At 44.0% G+C, this 18,766-nt stretch carries 15 protein-coding genes; 3 read left to right on the plus strand and 12 right to left on the minus strand.

Going from position 1 to position 18,766, the window contains the following annotated elements; genetic code table 11:
- Positions 1–195: 195 nt before the first annotated feature.
- From GJB61_RS25465 to GJB61_RS25515, 11 genes are all read right to left on the minus strand, one after another.
- Positions 196–1,110, minus strand: coding sequence for a carbohydrate ABC transporter permease (locus GJB61_RS25465; protein ID WP_154121838.1), 915 nt, complete (start codon positions 1,108–1,110; stop codon positions 196–198).
- 17 nt (positions 1,111–1,127) lie between these two features.
- Positions 1,128–2,066, minus strand: coding sequence for an ABC transporter permease (locus tag GJB61_RS25470; protein ID WP_154121901.1), 939 nt, complete (start codon positions 2,064–2,066; stop codon positions 1,128–1,130).
- Between the two features lie 137 nt (positions 2,067–2,203).
- Positions 2,204–3,886, minus strand: coding sequence for an ABC transporter substrate-binding protein (locus GJB61_RS25475; protein ID WP_154121839.1), 1,683 nt, complete (start codon positions 3,884–3,886; stop codon positions 2,204–2,206).
- A gap of 114 nt (positions 3,887–4,000) precedes the next feature.
- On the minus strand, positions 4,001–5,749 hold the full coding sequence (locus GJB61_RS25480) for a sensor histidine kinase (RefSeq protein ID WP_338116120.1): 1,749 nt from the start codon (positions 5,747–5,749) through the stop codon (positions 4,001–4,003).
- 14 nt (positions 5,750–5,763) lie between these two features.
- Positions 5,764–7,320 (minus strand): response regulator transcription factor, encoded by a 1,557-nt coding sequence (locus GJB61_RS25485; RefSeq protein WP_338116125.1) that lies wholly within the window; start codon positions 7,318–7,320, stop codon positions 5,764–5,766.
- Positions 7,321–7,982: 662 nt separating this feature from the next.
- Positions 7,983–8,714 carry a Fic family protein gene (locus GJB61_RS25490; protein ID WP_229522447.1) on the minus strand — a complete coding sequence of 244 codons (732 nt, stop codon included), beginning with the start codon at positions 8,712–8,714 and terminating at the stop codon, positions 7,983–7,985.
- 242 nt (positions 8,715–8,956) lie between these two features.
- The gene (locus tag GJB61_RS25495; protein WP_154121841.1) at positions 8,957–13,960 is read right to left on the minus strand and encodes an AAA domain-containing protein; all 5,004 of its coding nucleotides are present in this window, start codon (positions 13,958–13,960) and stop codon (positions 8,957–8,959) included.
- A gap of 330 nt (positions 13,961–14,290) precedes the next feature.
- Positions 14,291–14,542 carry a hypothetical protein gene (locus GJB61_RS25500; protein ID WP_154121842.1) on the minus strand — a complete coding sequence of 84 codons (252 nt, stop codon included), beginning with the start codon at positions 14,540–14,542 and terminating at the stop codon, positions 14,291–14,293.
- 33 nt (positions 14,543–14,575) lie between these two features.
- On the minus strand, positions 14,576–15,178 hold the full coding sequence (locus GJB61_RS25505) for a class I SAM-dependent methyltransferase (RefSeq protein WP_154121843.1): 603 nt from the start codon (positions 15,176–15,178) through the stop codon (positions 14,576–14,578).
- 39 nt (positions 15,179–15,217) lie between these two features.
- The gene (locus tag GJB61_RS25510) at positions 15,218–15,787 is read right to left on the minus strand and encodes an SF0329 family protein (protein ID WP_154121844.1); all 570 of its coding nucleotides are present in this window, start codon (positions 15,785–15,787) and stop codon (positions 15,218–15,220) included.
- A gap of 57 nt (positions 15,788–15,844) precedes the next feature.
- Positions 15,845–16,279, minus strand: coding sequence for an SRPBCC family protein (locus tag GJB61_RS25515; protein WP_154121845.1), 435 nt, complete (start codon positions 16,277–16,279; stop codon positions 15,845–15,847).
- A 326-nt stretch (positions 16,280–16,605) separates the two neighbouring features.
- On the opposite strand from GJB61_RS25515, the gene GJB61_RS25520 reads away from it, so the two are divergent.
- The 3 genes from GJB61_RS25520 to GJB61_RS25530 all read left to right on the plus strand — a co-directional run bounded on the left by GJB61_RS25520 (position 16,606) and on the right by GJB61_RS25530 (position 18,141).
- Entirely contained in the window at positions 16,606–16,791 is a 186-nt protein-coding gene (locus GJB61_RS25520; protein ID WP_154121846.1) for a hypothetical protein, read from the plus strand.
- Positions 16,792–17,060: 269 nt separating this feature from the next.
- Positions 17,061–17,441, plus strand: coding sequence for an RrF2 family transcriptional regulator (locus GJB61_RS25525; RefSeq protein ID WP_154121847.1), 381 nt, complete (start codon positions 17,061–17,063; stop codon positions 17,439–17,441).
- Between the two features lie 97 nt (positions 17,442–17,538).
- Complete coding sequence (locus tag GJB61_RS25530; RefSeq protein ID WP_154121848.1) at positions 17,539–18,141, plus strand: class I SAM-dependent methyltransferase; 603 nt, start codon at positions 17,539–17,541, stop codon at positions 18,139–18,141.
- A 21-nt stretch (positions 18,142–18,162) separates the two neighbouring features.
- On the opposite strand, the gene GJB61_RS25535 is transcribed toward GJB61_RS25530, so the two are convergent.
- Complete coding sequence (locus tag GJB61_RS25535; protein WP_154121849.1) at positions 18,163–18,747, minus strand: TetR/AcrR family transcriptional regulator; 585 nt, start codon at positions 18,745–18,747, stop codon at positions 18,163–18,165.
- Positions 18,748–18,766: the final 19 nt, after the last annotated feature.

The raw sequence follows: 18,766 nt of genomic DNA on the forward strand, positions 1-18,766 counted from the left end.
CTAGTTGGTAAAGTAGTTTTATCAGTATAAACGATATAAAAACCCTTCGCTAGAAGGGTTTACATTGTTGGTTCTATTCTGTGTTCCTCGCAGATCCAGCCGCGGCACTCCAGACCTGGCGATCCATAACATGGCGTTCAGCATCATGTCATTATCTTTTGCAATTCGTGCCCATCTTTACCTCAAGCCTGCACCTTAGCCTTTCACACCACCGACAACCATTCCTTTGACAAAATACTTCTGCAGGAACGGATACACGATAATGATCGGCACACTGGCAACAATGGTCATTGTTGCACGTACCGAGGTCGGCGTCACGGCAGCTGCATTCCCTTTCGCATTAGCGAAGGCATCGGCTGCCGAGCTTGCGCTAGAGGTATTAGAAGTGGATAACATTTTCATCAGTTCATACTGCAAGGTGGTTAGACTTGGTGATGAAGAGTTATACAAGAATACGTCGAACCAGGAATTCCACTGATAGACTGCCACAAACAATGAGACTGTAGCAAGGGCCGGAACGGTCAACGGGAGTACAATGCGCGCGAATGTAATGAAGTCCCCGGCACCATCTATTTTTGCCGATTCCATGAGACCCTCAGGCAGTCCTTCGATAAAGGAACGGATCACAATCATATTAAATACGCCGATGATGCCCGGGATGATATAGACCCAGAAGGTGTTAAGCATGTCCAGCTCTTTGATCAGCAGGTAGCCCGGAATCAGACCGCCGCTGAAATACATAGTGAAAATAAAAGTGACGGACACAAACTTCTTCAGCTTATATTCCGGGCGGCTTACCGTATAGGCCAGCATCGCTGTACAGAATACAGAGACCACAGTCCCGACAATGGTCCGTGCTGCAGAGATAAACGTTGCATAGAAGATATTGGATTCGCTAAACACATAGTCAAAGTTTCGCAGCGTCCATTCCCGCGGCCAAATGTAAATGTCCCCACGAACGGAATCATTCGCATCATTAAACGATAAAGCGAACATATTCAAGAACGGATAGAGGGTGACAATAACCAATAGAATCATGAAGATAATATTGCATACATCAAAGATCCGGTCACTTAATGAAGAATTGCGGAATGATTTGGATTGAGCCATAACCTGTGTCCTCCTTTCTAGTACAATCTGCTTTCGCCCATACGTTTGGCGATATTATTGGCTGTGATTAAGAAGATAAAGCTGACCAGGGTTTTAAACATGCCGGCTGCGGTGGCAAGCCCAAAGTTGTTCATCTGCATCCCGTATTTCAGTACGAAGATATCCAGATTCTCCGAGAAGTCCACATTCATACCGTTGCCCAGCAGGTACTGTGCCTCGAACCCGGACTCCAGAATATGGCCCAGATTCATGATCAGAATCAGCACAATAACCGGTTTGATGCCTGGAAGCGTAATGTAGAACATTCTTTGAAGACGGGAGGCCCCGTCAATCTCGGCCGCTTCATATTGGGACGGGTCGATAGAAGTGATGGCCGCCAGATAAATGATGGTGTTCCAGCCGACATTCTTCCAGACCTCTGTTGCTCCGAGAATTCCCCAGAAGTATTTGCCGACGCCGAGCCACAGAACCGGATGATCAATGAACTGCATCTTGAGCAGCAGCACATTGATGATCCCTTCCGGTGCCAGTGCCGTTTGCACGATATTGGACGCAACGACCCAAGAGATGAAGTAAGGCAAGTAACTGATCGTCTGCACCGTGCGCTTGAAGAAAATATTACGCAGCTCATTCAGCAGCAGGGCCAGCACAATAGACGTTACAAAACCGAATACCAGGTTAATGGAGCTCATAACGAGTGTATTGCGCAGCACCCGATAAAACTGTTGCTCCTGAAACAAAAACTTGAAATTGTCCCAACCGACCCACTTCTGGTCGAAGAAATCTCTGGCTGGTTTGAATTTCTGAAAAGCAATGGTCCATCCCCAAAGCGGGAGGTATTTAAATACAAACACCCAGATTAGAAAGGGCAATGACATCAGCATTAGCATTTTCTGTTTAGACAACTCTATAAAAAAGGTTTTGAAGCGCGAAGCGCCCGCATTTGATTTTGCCATCTGCCCAGCCGTTTTCTCCACCTGTACTGTCCCCTTTCCTAACTCCATATTCTCTCTTTTTGATCAAGTGTAGAAGGGAAAAGTGAAGGCTTACTTCACTTTTCCCGGTCCATCATCCTTATGGAGAAGCTGTCAGCTTACCACTTGCCGTCAATACGATTCTTCACCTTGCCAGTCATGAATCCTTCGTAGCCTTTAGCGTCCAGTTTATTGTACTCTGCCATGTATTCATTCCAGTCCGCTTCGAATTCTCCCGGGGAAGCAAGCACCATGCGAGGATAAAACTTCTGCTGCAAATCTCCGGCTCTTTGGCTGAAGAGTTGTTCTGGAGAGCCCGGCTCTTTCTCAATGCTCCAGGCAGGGTACCATGGACGTTCCACCGGCTCAGCATACAAGTCAGAGAAGGTATCCAATTTATAGGCTTTAAGCAGGGCTTTATCGCCTTCTGTATAGTTAATTGCCGCTACTTCCGGCTGGTTGAACGGAACATGGGCGTTGCCGTCCTCATACACAGAGTTATCGCCATAGCGCGGCCACTCGTAATCGAAATAAGCGAAACCGTATTTGTGTTTGAAATCATTGTCGTTCCGGTCAGTCAGCTGTTTCTCGGTCATTACCATACGGCTGTCTGCATTCTTGGAGTAGGTAACGCCTTCCTCACCCCACTGAACCAGCTTCTGATTCTCATCTGTCAGCAGGTTATCCCAATATTTAATGATGCGTTCCGGATCTTTCGCGCTGACGGAGATGCCAAGTCCGCGGTTATTCACGAAGGACGGGGGATCTACATAAGCGTCTTTAATATTCTCTTCATACACAATAGGAAGTGCTACATAACGAAGATCGTCATTGCCAGCAGTTCTTAGGTTGGTGGTGGCATCAGGGATCTGCCATGAGTAGCTGGCAAATCCGAGTACACGGCCCGAAGTAAGCTTGGCCAGATACTGGTCTTTGTTCGCTGTGAAAGATTCCGGGTCAAACAGGCCTTTGCCGTTCATTTCATTCAATTTGGCCAGCCAGCGTTTCTCATCCTCCGTTCCCTGATACAGCTTGGCTTCATGAGTCTCCATGTCAACCATGACTCCGCCCTCGTTCGGGTAACCGGCCAGATGCATCGGCTGATTCGTGATTGTGAAGAACTCACCGGCTGTGCTGGCGAACGTTACGAAACCAATCGTGTTTTTGCCGTCAACGCTAGGGTATTTCGCTTGATATTTCTCAATCAGATCGAAATACTGATCAAGCGTTTTCACTTGCGGATAACCGAATTCCTTGAGGACGCGTCTTTGCATCCAGAATGTGCTGGTTGGGTCCGGCGGTGACAAGTATCCGTTTACATTGGCTGTGAAGGGAAGGATATAGATATTGCCGTCCTCATTCGTAATTTTGTTCATATAATCGCCGTAGACGCGTTTGATATTAGGACCGTACTTCTCAATCAGATCATTGAGCGGAATAAGTGCGCCGGCATCCAGGAACTTTGCAAGCTCCCCTACCGGAGAGATGACATCAGGATAATCGCCGCCGGCAATCATGACTCCGGACTTGGTGCTTGCATCCCCAACCACAAATTCCATCTTCCAATCGACACCCGTTTGCTCCTGAAGAATCTTGCCGATCGTGGTGTCGCTGGCCATTGTATCCCGGTTGGTACCAAAGGCGAAGTAATCAAAAGTGACCGGCTCCTTGCTGACCTCGCTGTTCTTTCCGCCGGACGCACTGTCTTTCTCCCCTGAATTGCCGTTCGAACAGCCAACAATGAGGAGTGCCGAAGCCATGACAACAGCCAAGGTAGTTTGCAACCATTTCTTTGTATGCATTTAATATCCCCTTTCTTTTCTTTGTGTTGAGAACAATTTCAGTATAAAAGAAAGCGCTTAACATTGTTACAGGGCAAACCTTAGATCGGTCTTTGAATAATTTAGAAACAAGCTTTATTTATTGTCCAGCGGCAGCGGCAGTCGCAGCAGGATGCGTGTTCCCGCTCCAGGCTCGCTCATTATGGTGAAGGTGAAAGATTCCCCAAAGTATATTCTCAGCCGTGTAATCACATTTTTCATGCCGATCGAATCGCCCATGGCAGACGCGTCCTCAAAGTAGTCCTGAAGCTCCCGGATCTTCTCTTGTTCCATCCCCACGCCATTATCCGCAATGACAAAGATGATTTGACCGTTCTCCTGTGCAATCTGAATGTTGATATATCCAATGCCGACAATATTTTCAATCCCGTGAATACTTGCGTTCTCCACAAACGGAAGAAAGGCCATCTTCGGTATTTCAATGTCCAACAGGGCCTGATCCACCTCAATATGGTAGTCGAGCTTGCTGTCAAAGCGGTATTTCTGAATCTCCAGAAAGCTCTCGATTAACTCAAGCTCCTCGCGGATGGTTACGAAGCTGCTTTTCCACAGGATCGATTTGCGGAAGATCTTCGCCATACTCTGAATCGTCCGGGCCGTTTGGGTCTCACCCTTCATCAGACTCCGCATTCGGATCGTCTCCAGCGCATTGAACAAAAAGTGAGGATTAATCTGGCTGTGAAGCGCATGAAGCTGAGCTTGCCGCTGCCGCAGCTCCAGTTCTTTCTTCTGTATTTCCACTACATAAACATCATTGATCAGGTTCTCGATCCGTTTGCTCATCCGGTTGAATTCCACCGCAAGCTCACCGACCTCATCCCGCTCCCGATGGTAGGGAATCAACTCAAAGTTTTTGCCTTTTACCGACTTCATGTGCTTCAGGATGCTCTTAATGCGTGTATGGATCGAGCGGGATATGATAAGGATTACGATTGTAGGCACAAGGAAATTAACCCCTGCAAACCAAAGGATAAATTGTCCCGATTGTTTGACATCAGACAGAAGGATCTCTTCATCCAAGACCCCGTAAATGGACCACCCGCCCAAATAACGATTGTTCTCAAAGGTCTTGGCGATCACGATGGCCTTTTTGGGCTTGGGGATTTCATCCGGGGTTAGGGTCCGTCCTGCTGTGATTAGCCCGCTAGGTTGACCACCGGAGAGACGGCCGAAGCGCGCTTGACCGGTGGGGTCCAGAATGTAGAAGTCGCCGCCGAAGCTGGATAAATCCAGAATTTGTCTGATATAGTTCATATTCAAATCAATTTTAAGCACATGCTCATACGTCTCAAACCGGCGATCGGTGAGTCTTTGAATCACGCTGATGCTCTCGGAAGTTACGAAGAGATGGGGATGTATATTACTATACTTACTGATTTGGTTATACCAATCTTCGTTCCTCATTTCATCTTCAAGTCTTATGATATGGCCCGAGGCCAGAACGGTCGGATTGTCGGTCATAATGACTGAGGAACTAATCACTTTATTCTCCTTGTCGGTACGGTTGAACAGATTCGATATGGCATTCAGCGACTCCACATAACTGTCGGTAGACACATAGGTAGTGTTCAGATGCTGGTTTAGCTGCCTGTCAATGGAAAAGAGGTAGGAGATGCCTGCCGCATCCTCAATAACCGTCCTCAATTCGGCTTGCAACAGGGTCATTGCCCGTTCTGCGTCCGAGGTCTTCTGATTCTTGATATTGGCGGTGGTTACCTGGTAGAACATCACATTGGTCAGGATAATCGGGATGAATACGCATACAATGTAGATTACAATCAGCTTGCTTCTAAGCTTCATATGATGCAGACGAAAGTTGAACACAGAAGAGAGCCTCCTTATTTATTGTCGATCATCATATTTCGATAATCGGTTGGCGTCATATTCTCCAGCTTTTCAAACTGGGTGGCAAAATAATCAGCGTTTTGGAAGCCGACCAGCTCCGCGATTTCATACATGCGCTTCTTCGTTTGCCGCAGCAGACGCTTGGCCTCCTCGATACGCAGCGTTAGCAAGTATTCATTGAAATATGCACCGTAGGTTTTGCGGAACAGCTGACCGAGATAGACCGGATTCATGTCGAAATCGGCGGCAATCCCTTTTAGATAGAGATTTTCTCTGTAATGCCCATCGATGTATTTTTTAATCTTTTCAATATTGCCTTCACTCTTGCCGCCGCGCTTTTTCGAGATATATTCAGCGGCCTCGCCGATAAAATGCTGGAAAACCTGCTTCAGTTGGTTCAGATTGCGGTATTTCAACTGCCAGTTGAGCAGCTCAGCCATCCAATGCAGGTTGTTCTCGTCCCCTTCGAGCTGCCGGATAATATTGATGATAGCAATCATGCTTCTTCGCATCGTATTCGTAACAGCCCCGGGAGCGAAATGGCGCTCCTGAAACATGGTGAACATGGCATCAACAACCGAGCTGTAGCCTTGTTGGTTATTGGCTTCCACCTCATAAATAAGCTTGCTGTGCAGTCCTTCGTCAATATCAAAATAATATAAAGGCAGCCCCAGCAGCTCGTCTGCGATGTAGATACCTTTGAAGCCGGCGGCAAAACGGTAATTCAGGCATTTCTCGGCACTGGCGCCGGATAAGACAATCTGTTTGAGAGGACTTGCCTTATGGCCTATAAACAAAGCGATGGTCGTTTCAAGCTCTCTCTCCAGCGTGTCCAGCATGTTTATGTAGTTTCCCCGCACAGTTCTACTCCGCTCATCCATCCACAATTCAGGTACGATAATCCCATATTGATTGTTCGTGCGTACATGAATGAGCAAGGTCTGTAGCTCGTGATGAAAATAACGCTGCAGTGAGGCCTTCAGTGCTGGCATATAGTCAATTTCCCCTTGGGGGAGCATGTCCTGCATTTCTGCGATGACATACGTATAGGAAGAGGAGAGCGGAATCTCCAGCGCATAGGCAATCCGCTCCATGACCTGATCATCGGGCTCCGTCTGCAGCAAGCTTTCGATGACGGTTTCGACAAGCGGCTTTTCTCTCGTGATCGATAAGAGCTGCTTTTGATTCAGCGTATGGGCAATCTTTTTCAAGGCAGCTGCAAGCTCCTGTTCATCGACCGGCTTGAGGATATACTCTGAAACATTGTAGCTTAAGGCTTGCTGGGCATACGAGAAATCAGGGTAACCGCTTAAGATAATGAACAACGGCTGGTGCTCGTGTTCCGTTTTCACCTTCCGAATCAGTTCCAGACCGTCAAGCACGGGCATACGTATATCCACAATAACCAGCTCAGGGGTTAGTTGTTCAATAAGAGTAAGCGCTTGCTCTCCGTTCTCAGCTTCGCCGCAAATTTCAAATTGCAGCGAACTTTCATTCATGATCGTGATCAAGCCTTTTCGCACAAAAATTTCGTCATCCACAATCAGCACCTTATACAATGTCCTTCCTCCTTCGAGTTATTCTGACGTTAAGCAATTTTTCCGCAACAGACGCTTCCTTGACCATAAAATTTCGACATTGAAAGAAGCTGCTGCAGAGGTTCAAAAAAAAGAAGCCAAGATGACTCCTAAGATCCGGACACTTATAATATTGGATGGAATATCAATGCCAAATACGAAGGAATGGGGTATGCTAGTGAGAGTGCGCAGGCACTTTCTAGAGTATCTCTATATGCAAAAGGAAGCAAGAAGACTATCAAATTCATTTCATTTACTAAACACGAAGATGGGACACCCAAATATGAGGAAAAATATTTTCAATGGAAAGAATGGGCAACCTAACTAAGTGGTTATCCACTGCCTTGCGGTCATCTTCCTCCAGAAGAAGATCCTCAAGGCCTATTTGCGCACTAAATCAATTTTTAGTTATTTGAGAATATGCTCTATTGTAAATCTGATAGCGATCCAACTCCAAAAAGCAAAAAGGTCGACCTCTGATGTAGAGTCGACCCCAAATTGTTGACAAGACGTTAATTCCAACCTTTTTGAGTCAACAACGTCTTATTAAAATCCTCCATGCACGTACTCAGACTTCGCGCTTATCAATAGAGTGCATAATGGTGATGAATTCACGCATGAGACTCCGGTTCATACTACTTCAAGTCCGGAAAGAAATATTCAACCTGCGCTTCGTATCGGTCTTGTGCCGACAGGCAGGTATCCAGCAAACACCCTTTTCCCGAACGGTATTCCTTAAGTCCACGGTAATAAAATAACTTGTGCTCATGGTCAATGATAAAAGGGAAGATGTCATTTTTCAGACATTCCTTGAACAGGATGATCCTGCCAACACGCCCGTTGCCATCCTGAAAAGGATGAATGCTCTCAAACTCATGATGGAAGTCTATGATATCCTCTATCGAGATATTGGACTTTTGATGATAAGCAACCAACAGCTTTTCCATAGTACTTGCCACTTTTCCCGGGGCAGTTGTTTTCATATCTCCTACCACATTGGGTCTGGTTTTGTAATCACCAACCCGGAACCATTCTTTTCTTTCATCCGAGGTATTCCTTTTTAAAATTCGGTGGAATTCCTTAATCATCTCTTCGGACAAGTTTTCCTTTGCATGGGTCAACATATAGTCAAAACAGGAGAAATGATTTACCGTTTCAATAATATCGTCAACACTTGCCGCTTCCTCCGGCTCCATGTTAATAGTATTGGTTTCAAAAATATATCGCGTCTGATCTTCAGATAAACGACTGCCTTCGATACGGTTAGAGTTAAAGGCCAGCTTAATTTGGGTCTGATGATACAGACCTCCCTTGAGCCCCATCTGCATCTCTTCCTGTAGAAGTTCCAACAATGTTTCGTTTGCCATTAGTATTTCTCCTAATCATTTCAGATGATCATGTACCAGGTATCGTCAAACGATTTTTCTCGATATTATCATTATATCATTCTCCCTAGTAATTCATTCATATCTAACTATAAAAGTGATGGAAAACAACTTCAACCTTGATTGCTAAATGCCATGAAACAGGTTTGGAAATCGAAAAGGTTCTGAAGTCCTTGTGCAATCAAAAAAAGACGACCGTGAGGTCGTCTAGTAGAATTTAGCATTCATAATATAGATATCTCCCGATATCTGCTATACCAAGCAGCTCTCCAATGAGTATCATAAGTCCCCTCTTTCAAATAGGTAAACGTTACGCCTCTTTGTCGCAAAAATGACAGATGCCTGACAAGCTTTAAGTCTTCAATCACCCAAACCATACCGTCTTGGTCTCTTAAATCTAGGAATTTGAGGCCCTGAGCTTCCAAATATACTGTCAACTCGAAGCCTGAATCTACTGAAATCTCTGGCCCTCCAGTAGTCTGTGAATCGCTCCAGTAATGCACTTCCATCCCTGCTGCCGTATCCAGCACGAGAAGCTCCTGTTCAAATATCGCTTGTCTTTCTTCTTCTGTATTCCGCATTTCTTCTGTCCAATAGTAGGTCAAATTAGGCTCCAGACTGATTTCTCTAAAGAAGAATTCTTCAGTATCTTCTTCTGCGGAGTCCTCTGGAGTTGAAGCAGCCGCAGCCGGCTCCTTATCGAGCTCCTGCCATTCCAGTCTAATCCTCGCCGCCCTATTGACTATTGCATCTTTAAGCACAGCTGGCTCGGACTCTCCTGCCATCATATCCTTCTCCTGCTGGTGCAGCTCGCGAGGAATGTTCAGTTCCTCCAACTTTCGGAACAACGGCAGTAGTGCTCTATCGGGATGTCGGAAGAATTCCCCGCCTCTGATCCGTACGAAGGTCCAACCGAGTCGCTCCAGTATGGATTGCCTGTCCAGGTCCTCTCTAAGCTTCTCCACCGGATGCCATTTGTCCCCATCGCATTCCACAGCCAGGCGTTTACCGCCTCCCTCAATAACCATATCAATCCGATAGGCGCCTACCTTCCATTGAGGCAGTACTCTATAGCCTTCCTGCAACACACGACGCATAACCTGCCGCTCGAACTCGGATTCCAACGCAGGCTCATGCTGCTTCAGAGCTTCATCCGCGGCATACGGATTCCGGACATATTCGATTAATCGTTTCCGCAGATCTCCTTCTTTAAGCTGAGTGGAGCTATCGAGCGAATGAACCAGCCATAATTGATCACGGGCTCGGCTAACGGCTACGTTATAGCGCTTTTTAGTTCGATTTCCAGGATCTGAAATTAGACGCAGAGGTACAGATTCTTCTGATGCGTCGACCATGGATAGAAAAATAATATCGCGCTCATCGCCCTGAAACTGGGCAGAGTTGCCGCAGCGTATCTTTCGCCGCTTGTATTCCGTGGCCGGTATATGCTTTTGTAGATACTGGTCAATCAGAATAGCCTGCTCTTCCCCAAGCAGGGTAATCACCCCAAAGGTGGCATCCTTATATTCTTCCTGCTCAATGGCAGAAAGTATGAGCGAAGCAACAGCCTGCGCTTCCGCCTCATTCCGTTTGTTATTCCTGCTTCCGCTCTCTACACGGTATTCAACCGTGTAAGGCTTGGTGGGCACCCCACTTGCATCTCTTAGTGGAAGAATGGAACCATTATAAGACAAGCTGTTGCTGAACTGTATAATCGGTTCTACACAGCGAAAATGTTCCCTGAGTTGCGTCATACCTGCGAAGGAGGTTTTGGCGAGATCATAAATCGAAGTGCTCCCATCATACAGGGCAGCGTTAGGGATACCTTCCAAATGGGTATCCATCAGCCTTCTCGTCTCTTCCAGCCGCTGGCCGATGGCTTCCGGACTCACCTGTTCATCGTCACCCACAACAACAATTTGGGTACCCAAATAGAGCGCCGTCAGTGCCATAATATCCGCTTGGCTAGCTTCATCCACTATAACTACATCAAAATGGTTCTCTGAAGGATTAAAGCTGTCCACCACTCTGTAAGTGGGCATAATCCAGACAGGAACAGCAGTCTGGCAGATCGGCATAAGCTTACGGGCCTCAGCAAGAAGATGAGGTGCAGATTTCCCGGTCCGCTTACCTGCTTTTTTCATTAACAGCTTCCAGCCGTGGAGAGCATTCTGCTGCTTAAGCGTAGTTTTCCCTGCCAGCGCGAGCCAAGCCTTTTTCTCGACCAGCTGCAGAGTGACCGATTTAAATTGTTTACGGATTTCCACCAGTTCTTCTTGGAGCTGCTGGGTAGAAATTGCCGCCCGTTGATCTAATTCCATATCCAATTGTTTAAGCAGCCAGATCGCTTGGGCTTCACTTGGAGCATGGAGTTCTCCATGTATTCCACTCCTGTTCCTAACCGCCTGTGCCCAGTCGGGGGCGCCTTCCTGCAACTGCTCTAGCCATTCTTGTCTCTGAATGATTAGCGTACTTTTCTCCCATAATTGCTGCAAGGCACGGTAGGATTCTCCATACAACTGCTGATCTAGCTGCACAATGCTCTCCTGCAAGCGACTTAATATCAATGAGCGGGGTTCTGCCAGAGACTGAGCGGTCTGCTCTACTTCCTGGATACGGCTGTTAACTACCCTCCATCTCTCTGCATGAACATATGAATGTATAATGTCAGGAAGCTCTTGCTCTACCAATTCCTGCAGATGAAACCACTCGGCATGCTTGCCTAATGGGAGTGGCTTAGAGTTAACCAGCTCACTCCACAGAAATCCTTCATTCTCCAGGACCTCAAGCGAAGGATTGAAGCTTGAGTGTCTCCAGTCCAACAGCCCACGGATTTCCTTCTGAATATTCTCCATATACTCTTCAGGCTGTGACCCGAATTCGGCAAGATCATAACCGCCTCGATCGGTTACCTGTCGTTTCCAGCGAGTCATGGACTTAGAACGCTGAGTTTGGTAATCAATGACTGCCAGCAGGGCATCAAGATAAGCGATATCCAGTTCAGCGATATCCGTGCCAGGCGGCGCAATAAGTTCACATACCTTCTTCCACTGCCGCTTAAGCAGCAGCTGTAGCGAATTCAGTTTACCTCCATTCTCCAGATACCGCTTTATTTCATTCAGGACAGGAGACAACGGCTGCAAATCGCTCTCGGTCAAATGTTCAAATCCATATTTGTATCTGGCTGTTCTCGCTGTGCGGTATAGCGCAAGCCACGCCTCTACTTCTTCCAGTAATTCAAGCCAATCGTTCTTTTCATGCTCCTTGATAAAGATCAGTTCAAGCTTCCAATCCTCTGGGTTGCTTATGGCCATCGTTTGACGCAATTGAATTAAGGCCGTGAATAGTTTATCCGGTTGTACATCTAGGTTAGTTGTCCAATAAGGGATATGTTTATTCTTATCCACCCTTAGCAGCTCCTGATGTTCTTGGACAAGTCCATTAAATTCTTCAGGAGTGATGAGCATTTCTGCTGTAATGGATACGAATTTGAATTCATTCTCATCTGCCGGAGTAATCTCTCCAGAGCTTAAATATAGGCTATCCAGTTCAGAAGGAGTAAGTGGAAAAGCATGTCCTGCGACAATCTTCCCAGGGATAAAGTCCATCTTTTTCTGTCCTGCGGAGATCATCTTTGCTGCTCTGGAAGGATCAAATTCAGAGCCCCAGAGTACAATCAGCCGATAGTCGCTTTCTCTGGAGATTCGAAGGTTGTTGTTAATCTCTTTGATCTGCTCCAGAATAGCTTGGCGTTTGGCTGAGAGAACGGCTATTTCCTGCTCACTCTGTTCCAAAGATATCGAGCTTAAAGTCGATGTAATGATATCAATAGAGTTCTCCAGTTGTTTCTGTCCGCTGACATCATCCAAAACGCTGACACAAAGATTTTGAAGCGGTTCAGCTACTTTATCACGTAGAACGGCCAGTGCTCTAGAGGTATGGCTGGTGACCAGCACACTTTTCCCTTCTGCCAAAAAATGACCCAGCAGATTGGCAATCGTATGCGTCTTCCCTGTGCCCGGCGGCCCCTGTACCAGAACTGAACCAAACCGCCCCAGCTTCAGGGCAATATCCAATTGTTCCGAATTGGCCTCTTTAGTAAACAGAATCTCTTCGTTCTCTCCATTAACATTTAAATTGGAATATGAAAAAGCATTTTCACCCTGGGGCGCCGCTCCTGTATCAATCCCAGTAATTCTGGCTATCGCCTGTGGAAAATCCTCTCTTTCATTCAGATCCTTAATGATTTCTTCAATCGCATGATCGAAACCAACGGCACGTTTGCGCAAAAAAATCACAGGCTCTCTCCGAATATACACAGCCTTATTCTCCTGAGTTAGTGCTGCTGCATCGCTACCATAAGGCATAAACAGCGCTTTAGCAGACAAGTAGCTGGATACCTTTTTCAGATAATTATCCGTATCCTCATATCCCAAGGGCGAACAAGGAACCTCTAGTAAATCATCGGCGCATTTCTTAAGAGATTGTGCACTAACTTCAAGCGTATCCCTGAATAAGGGACTATGAAACTCAGGCTCGTCTTCAGAAGCAATCAGCATAAACTCCGGTACATCCGGATTAAACAGCAGCTGTACTTTCTGTAATAGCACTGGATGGTGAATGGTCTCCTGCTGCAACTCCCAATGCAATATCCCATCGCCAATCATTAGTTCCACAGCATCCCGTTCACGATCAATCCATGAATAGAGCATATACAGATCCTCGAATAGCTTAATCGTTCTGCGTACAGGCCATTCGTTCTGTTTCCATGCCTCGCGTTCCTGAATCCATTCCTCCCAGATCCGCACTCTTTCTTCGTCCTGATCGAAACGTTCTTGATACGCTTCATACTCCTCTGAATCCTCTTGCTCCCGGTAGCTTTCCAGACTCTCAACTCTATCCGGCTGTGTCTGAATTTTCTCCCAATCCGGCTTCAGCCAGCGCTTCAGTAGCTCAGGTGGTTTCGGGCAGGGGGTTGGATCAGGTCTCTTAACTGTTAGTAGAACATCGGGAATCAGCTCCTCTATACGTTCAGAAGGGCTTATTCCGGCCACGAAATCACAGATTATATGGGAATGGACGGGTACATCCGAAAAGGATTGCGACCATAAATGACCAGAAATTCGCTTAATTACCGGCTGTTTCAGTTGATGCATAGCCTGCAGATAGGAAAACACTTGAATAAGCTTCTGTTTAGCGGTGCTACGCTGATCCTCGCTGGTTTCCATAAAAAGTCCTTCCTTCTTCCTTTTGCGACAAAAGTCCTGTTTTTGAACCTATTATAATATAACAGACTGTATTAAAATACCCAGTATTTTCACATTACGGATTTAGTCTTACATATAATGCAAGAAAACCCGATTCAACCGCGTGAAGTTGCGGGTGAGGTCGGGTTAGGTAGATTTATGTGATGTCAAAAGGACTCTCTTGTTAATCTCATCATTGACGTCCGAAATAGAATTATAGAGTCCTGATCCTTTCTTGTGGAATCTCAATTAATATCTTTATCCATACGCTCTGCCAGAATAAACAACCATCTTGTCTCCTAAAGCATTTGTTTAGCCGTTGTAACTGTTATTTCTAAATACTCTGGTCACAAATGAAAATTTGCCTTTCATCATATCGAATTCAGCACCAGAGTCAAAAAACCTTGCCTTTCCTTCCACCACAAAAGCTGTTCCTTTATAATCGTTATAACCTATTACATTCTTACTGCCGAATGCCATCTTTACTTTATTATTTATATTGACGTTTTCCTCTGTTCTACGCATGATACCAGCAGGAATTAAGATTCTTTCATCCTCTGTCACCAGTCAAGTCTGCTCAGAGACCTACCCCAGCAATTACTTTTGAGCATCAAGAATAAACATAGAGGCGTCTTGTCCCATGAATATTTTACTTCCACTATAAATCGTTTTAGATTGAATATCCGCGTACCCTATTTCCATCATCATGTCTGCTAGTTTTTTTTGATCAAATCCGTTATGAACCATATCTGAAACTATCTTTTCATTCTTATCAAAATCAACAATCAGTAAATGTCCGCCTTCATTCAGCACATCATACAATCTGGCTAAGAGTACCTCAACATCATCAATATGGAGTAGAACCTGAGCCATAAAAATATAGTCAGCATGTATATCCAATTGACGCTCTTGTTCAAAATCAAAGCATAAGGTCTCTACATTCTGAATATGAAGATCAGAGATTTTTTGCTGTATTTGGCTAATCATATTTGGAGAGGTATCCAGAAAAAGCATAGAGTTAAATTCACTCAACAGATCCATGCCGACCAGTCCAGTTCCACACCCAAAATCAATAGCAGACTTACTTTTAGCATCCACCAAATATTCTCGAATGGCCTCTGAGGATACCTTGGCGATGTGGATTCTTTCAGAGGTGTCATAGCTATTAGCTATCATTTCAAACTTATCCGTATTTCCCATTATGCCTACTCCATTCTACCTTATCCTCTAAAACCTCGTTTATAACGTACTAAGCCGTAGCTCATAAAAATACTGCACAATCGGATGCTTAAACTTCATCTTCTCGGTCATGTTTAACATTCGCTTTTTTCCAACTCTTCTGTCCACCAAAGCTAGAACATTTAATAAGATATCATTGCTCTCTACGCTTTCCTCTATAGAAATGGATAAAAACTTATTCGCTACAACGATAAAATCGGATTTACTTAATGAGGACTGTGCACTCAAAAGCTCTTTTGCATAGGCTGAACTTTTTCTGCTTCTTGCAATGATTTGTAGACGATCCTCCGGAACTACTCCCTTGGTATCTTTTCTAACCTCTTCGATTTCATCATGGCTGATCGGGATTTGGATATCTGGATCATTCTTAATTTCCAGCTCCGTTTGATACCATTTGACTGAGGTAGTTGTATCACTCATATTGAATACGTTCTTTTTATCTGTCGTAATATAACACTGTCCTGCCTTGTCCGGTAAATAACGGTAGCTGGTTGCACGGTATTGGACCCTTCCGAATAACGCAGGACAGAGAAAACTCTCTAGCTGTTGCTTCAATTTGCTCCAGGACATGTATCCACCTAAGTTCTATATAATAAATACCAATTGAGTCAGTCGATTCATTTTATCCTATTCTTTCTTCGTGATTTCATAATATTTTTGGAAATTGTCCAGAATTGCCTGAAAGCCTGCTTGTTGCATCTCAATGGGATTGGTGGTTTCTGCTTCAAAAGTCTCAATTACCTTAATATCCTTTTCATGACTAATAAAAGTGATCGTAACTTTTCTTCCATCTTCAATAGTGTAAGAAATATATTCATTTATTCTCACTTCATCATAAACTCCACCAAAATCAAATCCAAAACTTCCATCCTTTGCTTCCATTCTTGTGAGAAATCTCCCGCCAACCCTTAAATCATTTTCGGCATTTGGTGCATGCCAGTCATCAGAAGCAAAAGACCATTTCGTTATGTGCTGCGGTTCTGTCCAATATTCCCACACTTTTTCAACGGGTGCATGAACTGTGGTTTCTACCGTTATTGTTACTTTATTATCTGTTCCCATTTTATCCATCTCCTCACTTTAATAAGGATCACCTTCAAATTGCAACTACGGGTAGATTGAGGGGCAACTCCACCGACTTTATTATAATCTGAATAATGTCTTGCTACAAACACAGGATTCTCAAATAAAAAAGGTTCACGATGTGTTTTTTTAATCGCGCAGCATCGCATGTTATAATATTCTTATTAATGGAATAAAAGGAAAAAAACGAATAAGAAAAGTATCTAAAAAATGCTATTCTATTTGAATGGCATTAGCACATCCTTACAATCCAGTCCTTTGGACAATGAGCTATTAGGTTCTTATTTGAGAGGAAGTTAAGAAGAATGACAACCAAATTTATGAAGATTATTGGTGCGAGTGCATTATCTATTTCTCTTATTACTAATAATGATAGTAATCCACTTGTTCCTTCAGGTACTTACACAGTGACTATTTACGGTGGAACAGATGTGCCAAAAGGAACAGTTGTACTTAAAGCTTCTGGAACTCCTTCGCAGTATGCGTTATAATCCTTTCATTCTTAATTCAGAAACTCATATGATCTGGATAAGACTACCTCAGCTTCATCAATATGGAGTAGAACCTGCTGAGCCATAACAATATAGTCAGCATGTATACTTTTAGCATCAACCAAATATTCTCGAATGGCATCTGATGATACTTTTTCTATTTGGATTCTTCATTTCACCTTTATAAATATTGTTATTGACACAAGCAAAACTCATCATGTATGATTACAGACAAATACAGTCTGTATTATCTTTATGAAGGGAGTACTATGAAGTATACGAAAGCAACAAATTATGCTTTGCATATAATGGCCCATTTCGTTAAGCATGAAGGCAAAGACAATTTAAGTCTTCAGCCTTTAGCTAGTCACATGAATATATCACCTACCTACCTGTCCAAGATACTAACTCAATTAGTCAAAGCTGACCTTATTCAGTCTACACCTGGAGTAAATGGAGGTTATAGTCTTAGGAAACCTAAGACTGAAATCAGTTTTTATGACGTCATTCAAGCCATTGAAGGCAGCGGAGCCCTTTTCACTTGTGAGATGGACGAGAATCGCGCTTGTCACATAGAACAGGTTATGAGAGACGCCGAAGAGAAAATGGTGAACTCCCTTAAAGAAAAACATATTTATGACATCGTGTGAAAAATGAGTAGGAAACCTAAGCAGTTGCAACTGCTCATTTTTTTGCCATAATTATAGATAATTACAGTCTTCATTATATCTTATAGGAGGTTTTATTATGAATCACAAACATCATCACAATCAACTGGATCAAAATTTTTCAAACAAAATTGCCTTTTTAGATAGTAGACAAAGGGAGCGTCTCATCCCACCCGAAGCACTTATTAGCCAAATGCCAATTCAAAACAATCATACTTTACTCGATGTCGGGGCTGGCTCAGGTTTTTTTGCAATTCCTATGGCCGAAAATACATCTAGTAAAGTGTACGCTATGGACCCTGATAGACGTATGCTCAGCGTTATAGAAGTTAAGGCTAAGGAAAAGGGACTTACCAATATTGAACTGATTCAAGATGATATTGAAAATTCAAACATTCAAGTTAACAGTATCGATTTTGTTATGGCATCCTTAATACTCCACGAAGTGAGTTCACTAACAAAAGCACTCTCAAATATATTTGAGGCACTAAAATTAGGAGGGCACTTATTATGTCTGGAGTATGAAAAGGACGACTTGATCTTAGAAGGACCTCCCATGTCCATTCGTGTTGGCTCAGCGGAACTCGAAAAATCATTGTCATTAATTGGCTTTGATATTGTGAAGAAGACTAAAATTAATGATGCTATATATACTGTTTTAGCAGTTAAACAGCTGAAGTAAATTGAATAGTACTTATTTTCCTTATAGATGTTCACCCAACGTCCTTAAAACAATTTTGTTAAGCACTTGTTGCTTTTGATGTACATCCTGACTTTGTGAGTATAATTCAACAACTCCGTTGATACCCTGCAGCATAAATCTCGCTGTATCTCTCGGATATTCACACTTCCAAGAACCGTCTTCATTCCCTACTTCAATCAGCGAGAGTAATAATGGTTCCGTTCTCATCGACATCATCTTATTAAAATATTCCATTAACCCATGATCAGCTTTTATGCTTGAAAATAAAATACCGTATTTTTCTTTATTTTCATTATTCATAAGATTCGTAAAGATTAAGCTCACGCAATCTAACGCAGAGCCGTGATTGTTAGTTATAACCTGACTAATGGTTTCTACATTTTCTTCTGATATTACATCTATTATAGCGTACAAAAGCTCTGTCTTGGATTTGAAATAATGATAAACCAGTCCTTGTGCTACTCCTATTTCTCTGGAGATATCCGCTATCTGCGTTTTTTCGAAACCGTTTGCCATAAACAGCTTTTTAGCTGTGTCGATGATTTCCTGACGCCGTTCTTCTACTGATTTTGTTATTCTAGCCATATTTATCACTCCTAAATTT

The organism is Paenibacillus monticola (assembly GCF_009664975.1).
Classification (GTDB): domain Bacteria; phylum Bacillota; class Bacilli; order Paenibacillales; family Paenibacillaceae; genus Paenibacillus_AQ; species Paenibacillus_AQ monticola.